11 protein-coding genes are annotated in these 12,950 nt (G+C 51.9%); 8 read left to right on the top strand and 3 right to left on the bottom strand.

Features of this window, described 5'->3' with window-relative positions; genetic code table 11:
• Window positions 1-140 precede the first annotated feature (140 nt).
• A complete protein-coding gene (locus tag JYE49_RS02040; RefSeq protein ID WP_093955825.1) occupies window positions 141-1,868 on the bottom strand; it encodes a proline--tRNA ligase in 1,728 nt (575 codons plus the stop codon).
• Between the two features lie 475 nt (window positions 1,869-2,343).
• Between JYE49_RS02040 and JYE49_RS02035 the strand changes: the two genes are divergently transcribed.
• The 6 genes from JYE49_RS02035 (at window position 2,344) to JYE49_RS02010 (ending at window position 7,723) form a co-directional block, all read left to right on the top strand.
• Window positions 2,344-3,414 carry a DUF4003 family protein gene (locus tag JYE49_RS02035; RefSeq protein ID WP_093955824.1) on the top strand — a complete coding sequence of 357 codons (1,071 nt, stop codon included), beginning with the start codon at window positions 2,344-2,346 and terminating at the stop codon, window positions 3,412-3,414.
• A 23-nt stretch (window positions 3,415-3,437) separates the two neighbouring features.
• Window positions 3,438-4,487, top strand: coding sequence for a M42 family metallopeptidase (locus tag JYE49_RS02030; protein WP_093955823.1), 1,050 nt, complete (start codon window positions 3,438-3,440; stop codon window positions 4,485-4,487).
• A gap of 295 nt (window positions 4,488-4,782) precedes the next feature.
• Window positions 4,783-5,595 carry a methyltransferase domain-containing protein gene (locus JYE49_RS02025; RefSeq protein ID WP_093955822.1) on the top strand — a complete coding sequence of 271 codons (813 nt, stop codon included), beginning with the start codon at window positions 4,783-4,785 and terminating at the stop codon, window positions 5,593-5,595.
• 2 nt (window positions 5,596-5,597) lie between these two features.
• Window positions 5,598-6,248, top strand: a complete 651-nt coding sequence (locus tag JYE49_RS02020) for an HAD family hydrolase (RefSeq protein ID WP_093956460.1) — start codon at window positions 5,598-5,600, stop codon at window positions 6,246-6,248.
• A gap of 167 nt (window positions 6,249-6,415) precedes the next feature.
• Window positions 6,416-7,000 carry a DJ-1/PfpI family protein gene (locus tag JYE49_RS02015; RefSeq protein ID WP_093956459.1) on the top strand — a complete coding sequence of 195 codons (585 nt, stop codon included), beginning with the start codon at window positions 6,416-6,418 and terminating at the stop codon, window positions 6,998-7,000.
• Window positions 7,001-7,057: 57 nt separating this feature from the next.
• Window positions 7,058-7,723 carry a hypothetical protein gene (locus JYE49_RS02010; protein ID WP_093955821.1) on the top strand — a complete coding sequence of 222 codons (666 nt, stop codon included), beginning with the start codon at window positions 7,058-7,060 and terminating at the stop codon, window positions 7,721-7,723.
• A gap of 70 nt (window positions 7,724-7,793) precedes the next feature.
• Here the strand turns inward: JYE49_RS02010 and JYE49_RS02005 are convergent, their stop codons facing one another.
• Entirely contained in the window at window positions 7,794-9,008 is a 1,215-nt protein-coding gene (locus JYE49_RS02005; protein WP_093955820.1) for a glycoside hydrolase family 18 protein, read from the bottom strand.
• A 252-nt stretch (window positions 9,009-9,260) separates the two neighbouring features.
• Between JYE49_RS02005 and JYE49_RS02000 the strand changes: the two genes are divergently transcribed.
• Complete coding sequence (locus JYE49_RS02000) at window positions 9,261-10,118, top strand: CPBP family intramembrane glutamic endopeptidase (RefSeq protein WP_093955819.1); 858 nt, start codon at window positions 9,261-9,263, stop codon at window positions 10,116-10,118.
• Here JYE49_RS02000 and JYE49_RS01995 read toward each other — a convergent pair.
• Window positions 10,113-10,682, bottom strand: coding sequence for a TetR/AcrR family transcriptional regulator (locus tag JYE49_RS01995; RefSeq protein WP_179217153.1), 570 nt, complete (start codon window positions 10,680-10,682; stop codon window positions 10,113-10,115). The two genes, JYE49_RS02000 and JYE49_RS01995, sit on opposite strands and share 6 nt — an antisense overlap.
• A 194-nt stretch (window positions 10,683-10,876) precedes the next feature.
• Between JYE49_RS01995 and JYE49_RS01990 the strand changes: the two genes are divergently transcribed.
• Window positions 10,877-12,943 (top strand): efflux RND transporter permease subunit, encoded by a 2,067-nt coding sequence (locus JYE49_RS01990; RefSeq protein ID WP_093955817.1) that lies wholly within the window; start codon window positions 10,877-10,879, stop codon window positions 12,941-12,943.
• Window positions 12,944-12,950: the final 7 nt, after the last annotated feature.

Raw genomic sequence — 12,950 nt, 5'->3', positions numbered from 1 at the left:
ATTTATGGTAATGGAGACGTTATAAGCATCGCATTAGAATCTTCTGCGCTTTATAAAGATAGTATTAAGACAGATATTATTCAGTGTTCCAGGATACAAAAAGCCTGTCTTTTCAGACAGGCTTATTAAACTTGATAGGATTACAGCTTGCACTCCAGTTTCGCCAGAGCGTCCTCAACGAAACGGACCACGAAGTCTTCAGCTTCATTCACCGGCACAAGCTCCTTCATGGACTTGTCACGGGTCGCAATTTCGATGGTGCCGTTCTGGAGGCCCTTCGGGCTGACAACCACGCGCAGCGGCACGCCAAACAGGTCAGCGTCGGAGAACATGACGCCGGCGGAAACGCTGCGGTCATCCCACAGTACTTCAACGCCGCGGGCAGTCAGGGCGTCATACAGCTTCTGGCTCATCTCGATCACTTCCGGCTGGTCGGCTCTCAGGGAGCAGATCTGCACGTGCCAGGGAGCGATACTCATGGGCCAGACGGGGCCGTAATCATCGTGATGTGCTTCGCAGACGGAAGCAGCCAGGCGGCCTACGCCGATACCGTAGCAGCCCATGATGGGATGCTTCAGGCTGCCATCCTGGTCCACATAGGTCATATCCATGGACTCGGTGTACTTGGTGCCCAGCTGGAAGATGTTACCCACTTCAATACCGCGGCTGGTGTAGATGGAGGGCTTGCCGCATACCGGGCAGATACCGCCGTCAAAGGCCTTGGCCACGTCCACGTATTCAACTTCGCCGATATCCCGGGCGATGTTGAAGCCGATGTAGTGCTTATCCTCCTCGCAGGCGCCGGTGGCCAGCCACTCGATGCCCTTCAGGGAGCTGTCATATACAACGGTCGTGCCTTCCGGCAGGCCCATCGGTCCGGTGAAGCCGGCATGGATGCCGCTGTCTTCGGTCACGACGGCGGGATGCACTTCAGCCTTCAGGTAGTTGCGCAGCTTGGTCTCGTTCACGTCCAGGTCGCCGCGGACAAACACGATCACGAAGGAATCGTCCACGTTGCGCTGGTACATCACAGCCTTGCAGGTCTGCTGGGGCTTGATCTTCAGGAAGGCACACAGGTCTTCAATGGTCTTGACGTTGGGGGTGTCCACCTTTTCCAGCGGAGCAATCTCACCGGGCTCATTGTTCAGCAGGCAGGGAGCCGCTTCCATGTTGGCACGGTAGTCGCAGTCATGGCACAGCACAATGGTGTCTTCGCCCACATCGGTCAGCAGCATGTATTCATGGCTCACCTTGCCGCCCATCATGCCGCTGTCGCTGGCCACCGCCACAACCTCCGGCACGCCGCAGCGGGCGTAGATGCGGTTGTAGGCTTCGTAGCAGCGCATATAGTACTGCTCCAGGTCTTCCTGGGAGGTGTGGAAGGAGTAGGCGTCCTTCATGGTGAACTCGCGCACGCGGATCAGGCCGCCGCGGCAGCGGGGTTCATCCCGGAACTTCGTCTGGATCTGGTAGATCATGAACGGATACTGGGTATAGGAGTCAGCCACGTCCGTCATCAGCTGGACGGAAGCTTCCTCGTGGGTCATACCAAGCACCATATCTCCGCCGGAACGGTCTTTGAACCGCAGCAGCTCAGAGCCGATGGAATCATACCGGCCGGACTTGCGCCACATATCTGCGGGCATGGTGACCGGGAACAGCACTTCCTGTCCGTCGATGCGGTTCATCTCCTGGCGGATGATGTTTTCGATCTTCGCGGTGATACGCTTGGTGATGGGAAACAGCGTAAAGATGCCGTTGCCCACGGGCTTGATGTAGCCGCCGCGCATCATCAGTGCCTGGCTGGCAATCTGACAGTCCGCAGGAGTTTCCTTGAAACGCTTGGATACGAGATTTCTGACCTTCATAAAATGACCTCCCAGTACTTCACATAAAAACAGCCTGTCCCTGTGCAGGGACGAGGCTGATGCTTCGCGGTACCACCTTGCTTGACGGCAAATGCCGTCATCTCTCTGCTCTGTATCGGGAGCACCCGGCGGAATTTCACCTCATCGGCGCTTACTTCCGCACACTCTGGAGACGGGCGGCCTGTTCGCCGGTGAATACGCACCTTTCAGCCTTGGATGCGCTCTCTGGAAATCCCCCGCGGAGCCTTCTCCTTCATCGTACGGCATTCATTATATAAAGGATTGGGCAAATATGCAAGATGTTTTATAAATCAGGCCTTCCGGCTGTTGTCTGGGCTCCCTTTAACCCTTCAGCAACTTATCTGCCTTCAGTGGTTTCTGACATGAATGTCCGAATTAAGAACAACATAAGTTACATCTTCCGGGTTGCTGTATGCTATAATTTCAGATAATTGTTCAGAATAAAAGAAAAGGAATGAAGAATATGAAGCCGGAACTGGAAAAACTCTGCGCGGACTACATTGCAAACCGGGATACCGTTGGAAAAGTTTTCAAATGGGACAGCAATGACCTTTATACCGTATGTGCCAACGTATTCTGTGCCTGTGGAAAGATAGCGGATGCTGACCGCCTGAAGAAATGCCGTGAAGTCATCAAAAAGCACACGGGTCACTTTTCCAAATTCCGGAGTAAAAAGGTTCGTTCCATCCTGGCCAGCATGCTCTCCCTGGTGGAAAAACCGGAAGAGCGGATGGTTCTCGCCAATGATTATTTCAATCTGCTGAAACGGCATTTCAAGGGCACGGAGTATCTGGTGCTGACCGCGTTCCTGCTTGCCGACCTGGCAGATCAGGCCCTGACGGAAGAAGCAGCCCTCCGCGGCAAACAGATTTACCGCCGGATGAATCAGAAGCACCGTATCCTCACAAATAAAACAGACAGCTTCTTTGCGATGCTCATGGCGTTCTCCGGCAAATCAGAAGATGAACTGATTGCGGAAGTGGAAGCCGGCTACCTGGCCCTTAAAAAGCACTTCTCCAACAGCGGCGCCTCCCAGACCGCCGCCCAGGTTTTTTCCATGACTGGCGGCCTGCCGGAGGAAAAAGCACAGCGGCTGAATGATCTGTATGACGCCCTGACGGAAGCGGAAATCAAGTACGGCCATGCTGACGAACTGGCTCCGCTGGCCGCCCTGTCCATCTCGGATACTCCCATTCCAACCCTGGTGGAAGAAATTAAGGAAGCGGATGAGTTCCTTAAAGACCAGAAAGGCTACGGCACTAAAGAGGACGAACTGAAAAAGCGCGCCTTGCATGCTGTGATGATCGTATCCGATCAGTATCAAGGCACGGATCAGGTGAACGTCACCCTGATGACCAATACCCTGGACATGCTGTTTGCCAAGCAGCAGGCCTCCCGTTTCTCCTTTGCTGTCCATGTTGTGGAAGCGTTGCTTAAGATGGTTGCCGCGTCTCATGAAGGAAAAAACGAGACCAAGGTCGAAACAGACAACAAATCCGATGCGCAAAAGCAGCCGGAAGAATAACAAATTGAACAAAGGAATTTATTATGAAAAAGATCAGTCTGAAGAAGTACACAGATTTCCTGGTTAAGGAAACAGAAACCCTCCTGAACATCGATTCCCCTACAGGCTATACGGAAAATGCGGCCGCGTGGGTATTGGATGAATTTACGAAACTTGGTTTTGACGCAAAGCTTACCAACAAAGGCGGAGTACTTGTTTCTTTCGGCGGCAGCGACAAGGATAACGGTCTGCTTCTGGAAGCGCATGTCGATACCCTTGGCGGTATGGTTGCGGAAATCAAAGGAAACGGACGTCTCCGTCTCACCAACCTGGGCGGTATGAATCCCAACAACGCCGAAACGGAGAATGTGCGTGTTGTGACAAAATTCAACGGGGTCTATGAAGGAACCTTCCAGCTCTGCAACGCTTCGATCCATGTAAACGGCGAGTACAACAACGTCAAACGCGGATGGGACACCTGTGAGGTTGTCCTGGATGAGGATGTAAAGAAAAAGGAAGACACGGAAAAGCTCGGTATCGCGGTTGGCGATATCGTATGCTTTGAGCCGAATGTCCGGATCACCAAAACCGGCTACATCAAATCCCGCTTCCTGGATGACAAACTGAGCGTCGGCATTCTCCTTGGACTTGCGAAATACATCCGGGATGAAAAGATTGTCCCGAAGCGCGCGCTTTATGCCCACATCACCGTTTTTGAAGAAGTCGGCCACGGCGGATCCGGCAATGTCCCGGAAGGATGCACAGAAGCCGTTTCCGTGGATATGGGCTGCGTGGGTGAAGGCCTGCAGTGCACGGAAAAGCAGGTTTCCATCTGTGCCAAGGACAGCGGCGGCCCCTACAGCTATCCGGTTGTCAAGGGTCTCATTGAAGCAGCCAAAGCAAGCGGAGCGGATTATGCGGTGGATATCTATCCGCATTACGGAAGCGATGTGGAAGCCACGCTCGGAGCCGGCAACGATCTCCGTCATGGATTGATCGGCGCCGGAGTATATGCTTCCCATGGTTATGAGAGAAGCCACCGGGATGGCGCGGAAAACGTGCTGCGCCTGTTGGTTGCCTACGCGCTGGCGTAAGAGGATACTAGTAGAGTAAGCCGAATATCAGCCTGGTGGGCTGTTGGCAAAACCAAAGTGGACACTGTGCAGATGATCTCCAGTGTCCACTTTGTCATTTCGACCGAAGGCGCAGCCGTAGTGGAGAAATCCCTTGCTGCGTCCGAAGGACGAATGAACACCCGGGAATACCCGGGTGTTCGATTATTCTACCATTGGTTGATTTTTCTTTTTAATTCTCCAAACAGATTATTGTTTTCGTGGAATTCTCCCCTATAATGGACTCATCAGAAGATGAATTCCGGGGAGGGGTACCATGAGTATCGGTGAAACGATTACCAGGAAACGCAAAGCTCTGGGAATGACACAGAAGGAACTGGCGGAAAAACTGTCCGTCTCCTTCCAGGCTGTTTCAAAGTGGGAAACAGATGCATCCCATCCGGATGTGGAACTGCTGACAGCGCTTGCGGAAGTGCTGGGAACAACCGTGGACGCCCTTGTGGGATACCGGTCTCCGATCCTGGCCGATTATGAGGAAAGATACCAGACTTCAGAATACTATTGGGGTATTGAACCCAACCGTCTTTGCTATGATATCCTGCGGCTGCGGCCGCCGGTAAAGCCATATAAGGTGCTGGATATCGGCTGCGGCGAAGGAAAGGACGCTGTTTTCCTGGCCCGGAACGGCTACCGCGTATCCGCCATTGATATTGCTGAAAACGGTCTGGAGAAAGGCCGTATCCTGGCGGAAAGATGCAGTACCCGCGTGGATTTCTTCAAGGCCGACATCTCAGATTATCGGCTGACAGAAAAATATGACATTATCCTGAGCAGCGGCGTTTTCCACTTTCTCCGCCCGGACATCCGGGAAGAAGTCACGGACAACCTGAAAAAGTATACCAATGACGGCGGGCTGCACGCGCTCAACGTGTTCGTATCCAAGCCCTATCTGAAGCGCTCAGGAGAGAAAAAGGGCAACCGTTATGAGTGGAAGAGCGGAGAACTGTTCACATACTATCATGACTGGCATATGCACAGGATTGATGAGGAACTCTTTGACTGCAACAGCGGCGGCATCCCCCATCAGCACTGTATGGACATCATGGTTGCGGAAAAGAAGGTGAAATGAACATGAATACATATGATTACATCCTGTTTGACCTGGACGGAACACTGACCGATCCCGGCCTTGGCATAACCAACTCCGTCATGTATGCCCTGAAAAAGTTCAATATCGAGGTGCCCGACCGTGCGGATTTATTTAAATTCATAGGGCCGCCCCTGAAAGGTTCTTTCGAAGAATTTTATCATTTTACCCCGGACCAGAGCGAGCTTGCCGTCGGTTATTACCGCGAATATTTCAGGAAGCAGGGAATGCTGGAGAACTCGGTCTACGACGGCATACCGGAAATGCTGGATCACCTGAAGGCAAGCGGCAAAAAGCTCATCGTCGCAACTTCCAAGCCGGAAGCCTTTACACTGGAGATTCTGCGTCACTTCAAGCTGTATGATTATTTCGACTTTGTCGCCGGTGCCACGATGGATGATACCAGGAATAAAAAGGCAGACATCATCCGTTACGCGCTGGAAAGCTGCAATATAACCGACAAATCCTCCGTCATTATGATCGGCGACAGGAAACACGATATCATCGGTGCTCAAGAGAATGGCCTGGACTCCATCGGTGTCCTGTTCGGATACGGCGACCGGCAAGAGTTGACTGATGCAGGGGCGACCTTCATCGCAGCTACTCCTGCTGAAATTGAAAAGCTTCTTCTGTAAATAGCTTTATCCTGAGGCCCCTTGGGGCCTCTTTTTTATCTGCTCTGCTCTGGCAGCCTCGCCTCCGCCTCTTTTTGACTTGATATAGCTGAATTTGGTATGATGGTTTCTGTTCCTGAGCCTGTCATGTCTGGAAACAGGAAACCGGAAGGATCAATATGCACGATATGAAAGTACTTTTGTTTTGCTGTAAAGGCTTTGAAATGATGGAATTCGCCCCCTTCTATGACGTTGTCGGATGGGCAAAAAGCGAATACGGTTATGATATTGAACTGGATACCTGTGGCTTTAATGCTTCTGTTCCCAGTGCTTTCTGGAACACTGAAATTAAGACAGACAAGTTAATCTGGGATATTCATGCTGAAGAATATGACGCCCTGGCCATTCCAGGCGGGGATCACCTCTACGGATATTTTGAAGAAGCCTATAACGAACGCTTCCTGGAACTGATCCGGGAATTCAATAATCATGAAAAGGTCATCGCAAGCGTATGCGTTGCGGCGCTTCCCATAGGCAAAAGCGGCGTCCTGGCAGGAAGGAATGCCACTACCTATCATCTGGCGGATGGCTACAGGCAGAAAGAGCTGACCGGCTTTGGTGTCAATGTGATCAACGAGCCCGTGGTAACCGATGGGAATATTATTACGTCTTACTGTCCCCAGACTGCTCCGGCGGTCGCTTTCGAAATGCTTGAAAGACTTCTGGGCAAAGAGAAAGCAGATACCGTCAGGTTCGGCATGGGGTTCAGATAAGTCCCCGGTAAAAGGGGAAAACTTATGAATCGTTTTTCATTAAAGGAGGTAGAAACAATGAAAAACTGTAAAAAAATAATGGCACTGCTTTGCGCCATGATCTTCTGTCTGTCCTGCACATATTGTCTGGCGGAAGAAGAAGCAGCCGCCACTCCGGACTTCTATGAAACCGGCCTTAAGGTTGTCAGTGTGATGAATGAAATGGTACAGAGCCGGGATTATCTGGAAATATTCATGTCTGCCAGTGCCAATCTGGATACGCTTGAGACAACGTTCAACACAGGCGACTATGACAAGCCTGTTGCCGTATACAGCCTGAAACAGGCAGACCCAATGGGATGGCTGAAAATGATGATGTCCGAAAGCGAGCAGGAAAAGTTTAACGCCCTTTCCCCTGCCCTGCAGGAGCAGCTCCTGGCCCGGGCCAGCGGCATCACCGCCCTTTCCAATATCATCAACGGTCAGAAGGGAGTCGATATTCTTTCCCTCACCTCTGCGCTGCAGGCCATTATGAACATGCCTGAACTGGAAATTGAAGAACCCGTATACTATCTGTTCCTTTTTGAAAAGGGAGTGCCTGTATTGGTCACTTTGAGCTGGCATCATGCCACCGGCATGTTCCTCGTTCTGAGTGAAGCGGAAGCAGAATCCCAGGAAACAATCCAGGCATTGCTCCAGCCTTTGGGCATCGAAATGTCCCCTGTCGATATCCCTGCTCAATAAGCGTTGCAGCCCGATATAAAAACTCTGGCGGTCATCAGGCCGCCAGAGTTTTTTACTTTTTGATAACCCTTCAGGGTTGCAGTCCCTTGTGCATCTGTGTGATCATCGGCCAATCGTTGTCGATGCTGTCGCCGTGCACTTCCCAGATGATCAGGCCGCCCAGTCCGTTGGCCTTGATATAGTCCAGCTTCGCCGCCAGGGACTCGGTGCTTTCATAGGTGATGAAGTCAAGGTATTCGGGAGCTTCCGGATTGTCGTTCCACAGCCAGGCAGCGCCCTTTTCCGCGTCATAGCCCTTATGCCATCCGGGCATTCCTTCCGGCACAGCAGCCTGCTCGATCGCCATAATGTCATGCCAGGTCATATCGTCAATCGCGTCAGCGGGAGCGCCAACGGTTTCTTCCGCCGCTTCACGCATCTTCCAGCCATGGCTGTACAGCGGAGAACCGATCGTGATCTTTTCCGCCGGCACACCCTGCTCCAGCAGGTATTTCACGGCCGTATCCGCGGAAACTTCACCCAGCAGCGCCGTATGATGGCCCGTGTTCTCCTCCCAGGAGCCGGCCATGTCATAGGTCATCAGGTTGATCTTGTCCACATAGGGATGCAGGGAAGCGTAATCCTGCTTGCTCAGGGACCAGCCGACAGAGGCGCCGGCACACACGGTCAGGATCTTCTTTCCTTCGCCGAAATGCTCATCCAGTGCTTCACGGAGCTCTTTCAGCATCAGGGTGTAGTTGGTCCAGTCGTCGCCCACCACCGGGCAGCCTTCGTCGCTTTCATCCTCGGGTTCACGTTCCACACCGGGGTACTCCCAGTCGATGTCCAGGCCGGACAGGAAAGGATAAGCGTCCAGGGTATCCAGGCAGCTCTGGATAAAGGATCCGCGGCTTTCCTTGGTCAGCGCCATCTCGGAGAAGTGACCGGAGTCTGTCCATCCGCCGATGGAGATCAGGATCTGCTTGTCAGGATATTTCTCCGCGCATTCCGCATACTGGGCGAAATGGGCTACGGGGTTGTCCGGATCCGTATCCGCCCAGGGATCGGTGGACACGATAGCGAATCCGCCGTCCTGGGGAATGACTTCCCAGAAAGCGTGGTTCACGCAGTCGATTCGATCCCACGGCAGGCCGTTCACATCCTGCCGGCTGTCGGAATAGATGTTCCAGTTCGGGAAGTAAACAGTCACGCCGGGTTCCTCTTTCTTCGTTTCGGCACAGGCGCCGCCCAGGAAAAGGGCACAGAGCAGGGCAGCAGTCAGTAACACGCAAAGGAGCTTCTTCATTATTCATCCCTCCAAATGTAATTGTTGTCCCCTTGTTGGGCTCATTCTATCACACCTGGAATTGATCGTAATTGTCTCCCTTTGTGCAGTTGTTGTCAAGGATTGTGCTGTTATATCCGTACGCTTTTGGATACACATTTGTGTAACTGTCCATGGTCAGAACGTCCTTTTTTGATAAAAAAATTTTGTTGTAACGAAACCGGAACATCTCCGTCTAACCAGCGTACCACACAGAAAGGAAGGAGAAATTCCATGGTAAACGATAAGACACAAAACTCAATTTACTCAGGCAGGCTGCTGTGGTATTTGCTGCTGGTAGCCGCACTTTCAGCCTTTTGTTATGTCACACTGCATGTCTGGCTGCTGCCGTATTCTGTTGCTTATAGCAAAACAGGTGCTGTATCAGTCGGCTATGTGCTGTATGTAATCATCGGCTTACTGTTTTCCACGCCGACGCCTTTTATTGCTGTATTGATCATCTCCCTGGTCAGGGACAAAATCAGCGTAAAGCAGTTGTTCAGCAATATCATGTACACGGAGGATAAGGGAAAAACCATTCTGATCACCGGCGGGTTTTGCCTGTTTACCCTCATATATGCAATCTTATTTGGTAAGCCCAACGGCACGGCATGGTACATGCTTCCGCTGCTCTTTATCGTCATGATTCCTTTTGTCGGCATCGCCGAGGAAACCGGCTGGCGGGGACTGCTCCAGCCTGAAATGGAGAAAAGGATGCCCTTCCCCTTTTCCGTCCTGACCACTTCCGTCATCTGGTATGCATGGCATTATCCGGTATGGCTTGATCCAACGTCTCACCATTACGGAGACAGCATGATCGGTTTCGGAATCACAATTCTGATCTGGGCCTTTACCCTGGCGGCCATCTATAAGGCGACAAAAAGCATCATTGCCTGCGCGGTATATCACGCATTTATTGACTCAATCGGCGTAATCTTTGACTGGAACGCTCTGTTCGATCCCTTCCCGGGCGATCTTTCCGCCAATGTATTCCGGATTCTCTGGCTGGCCGCTGCTCTTATCCTGTGGTTTGCCGCGGACAGGCAGGATAAACGCAGGCTTCATATTAAAGCCGGCTGCATGGAATCATGACAGGCCGCCGCTCAGGATCATCCTGCTGGTTAGTTCGGCCATTTCTTCAGCGGCTTCCGGGCAGCCGCGGTTCACCCACGAACGGATAATTCCCGCGCAGCCGAAAACGATAAAGCTGTAATGGTAGTCAAACTCATCTACAGAACCTTTCGGTTCCGCGGATTTATACAGATGAAGGCACCTTTCCCGCATGACCTCATTCAGCCGGTGAAGGAAATTCATATCTCCGTTGGGGCTCAGCAGAACCCTGCACATCTCCTGGTTGTCTTCAATAAAGGTAAACAAATCCCGCAGGATCGGCCTGGCCTGCTCGGAAACCTCCGTGTTTTCCGGCAAAGCAATGATCCCGTTCAGGTTTTCAAAGAGTTCATCTTCTATCTTTTCAAGCATATCGAAAATATCTTTATAATACAGGTAAAATGTGCCCCGGTTCATATCGGCAAGATCTGTCAGTTCCTTGACCGTGATCTCATTTACCTGTTTCTGCTGAAGCAGCTGCGTCAATGCCTGCGTCAGCAGTTTTTTTGTGCGGCGGACGCGGCGGTCTTCTTTCTTTGTTTCCATAAATACCCCTGCCTTCTTTCTCAACAGTTTTATCCTGATCTGTCGGATAACGTCTGCCCGTTCCGATCGATGTTGATTAACAAACGATTGATAATCAAATTGATTATTGATTTCAATCACGCAGATTATTATAATTCGCTGCGTTGAGATAGTCAACATTGTGTTCTAAATCTTCGGTTTAGGAGGAAGGAAACGTGAAAAGGTTCACAAAGTGGCTGATCAGTCACCGGATCCTGGTGATCATCCTGTGCCTGGCACTGATGATCCCGTCCGTACTGGGAATGGCCGCAACCAGAACTAAATACGACCTGTTATATTACCTGCCCCAGGATCTTGAAACCGTCCAGGGTCAGGAAATCCTGCTGAAGGATTTCGGCAAGGGCGCATTCTCCCTTCTGGTCACTGATGGGATGACCATCCGGGAGCAGGAGGATATGGAAAACACCGTCAGGGAAATCCCCCATGTGGATTCCGTGGTTGGTTATGCTTCCCTGACAAAGGGAATGATTCCGCTGGATATCATCCCTTCAGATATCCGGGATCGGTTCAGCCGCGGTGATTGCATGCTGACAGCTGTTTTCTTCGATGAAGGTTCCTCTTCAGAAGAGACCATGGAAGCAATCCGGCAGATCCGCGAAACAGCCGGACAAAAGTGCTTTGTTTCCGGCTTGTCCGCCGTCGTGACCGACACAAAGCAGCTTGTGGAGGAGCAGGAAGGCATTTATATTGCGATCGCTGTGGCGCTGTGCGCGGTCGTGCTGATGATCACAATGGATTCTTTCCTGCTGCCGCTGATCTTCCTGGCTTGCATCGGGATATCGGTTCTCTGGAACATGGGAACAAATTACTTCCTGGGAGAGATCAGCTACATAACCAAGGCAGTCGCCGCGGTACTGCAGCTGGGTGTCACGCTGGACTATTCCATCTTCCTGTGGCACAGCTATAAGGAGCAGAAGGAAAAGATTGCCGATAAAGATGAAGCGATGGCTGAAGCTGTCCATATGACCTTTACGTCAATCCTGGGTTCCAGCCTGACGACCATCGCGGGCTTCGTCTCTATCTGCTTCATGAGCTTTACACTGGGCAAGGATCTGGGCATCGTGATGAGCAAGGGCGTTGTGCTGGGCCTGCTGGGAACCGTATTGCTGCTGCCCTGCGTCATCCGCCTGCTGGATGGCGTCATCGAAAAAACGGCGCACAAGCCGCTGCTTCCCGATGTCGGGGGGATCGGAAGGTTTGTCGTCCGGCATTATAAAGCGCTCTGCATTGTACTTGTAATCATGATCGTTCCTGCCTTCTATGGTTATGCGAACAACCATGTCTACTATGACATGAGCAAGGTCATGCCGCAAACTCTTCCGTCAATCATCGCCAACCATAAGCTGGCTGATAATTTCGACATGGCCACAACACACCTGCTCCTGGTGGACTCAGGCGTATCCCAGAAAGATGTCCGGGATATGACAGATGAAATGAAGCAGGTCGACGGTGTAAAGGATGTTATTGGGATCGACAGCCTGCTCGGCGCGGGCATTCCCGAATCCTTTGTTCCGGAAGATATTCTGTCGCTGGTTAAGGGCGGCCGGTACCAGTTGATGCTGATCAATTCAGCCTACGTGATTTCCTCGGATGAGGTAAATGCACAGATTGACAGTCTCAACGCCGTGCTGAAGAAATATGATAAAGGCGGGATGCTGATCGGCGAAGCACCCTGCACAAAAGACCTGATTTCCTGCACAGATCATGATTTCACCGTCGTTAGCCTGATCTCCATCATCGCGATCTTCGTCATCATTCTGCTGGTCCAGAAGTCTTTCTCGCTGCCTGTATTGCTTGTGGCCATCATTGAGCTTGCAATCGCCGCCAACCTGTGCATTCCGTATTATTTCGGCACGGAACTGCCTTTTGTCGGTCCGATTCTGATCTCGACCATCCAGCTGGGTGCGACCGTGGACTACGCCATCCTGATGACGACCCGGTACAAGCAGAACAGGCTTTCCGGTCTGGATAAGAAGGAAGCTGTTGAAAAAGCAGTTGCTTCTGCCGCCCAGAGCATTCTGGTCAGCGGCCTCGGATTCTTCGCGGCAACCTACGGCGTCGGCCTGTATTCCAACGTGGATATTATTTCTTCCATGTGCCGGCTGATCGCCCGCGGCGCACTGCTCTCGGTGGCGGTTGTTCTCTTCCTGCTGCCGGCAATGCTGCTGCTTCTGGATAAGTTCATTGTGCATACCACGCTTGATATGAAATCTGCCCGCTGAACGGGAA

The sequence above is a fragment of the Aristaeella hokkaidonensis genome (assembly GCF_018128945.1).
GTDB classification, from domain to species: Bacteria; Bacillota; Clostridia; order Christensenellales; family Aristaeellaceae; genus Aristaeella; species Aristaeella hokkaidonensis.
The sequence above is the reverse complement of the archived record's forward strand: the minus strand, read 5'-3'. Positions and strand labels throughout refer to the sequence as shown.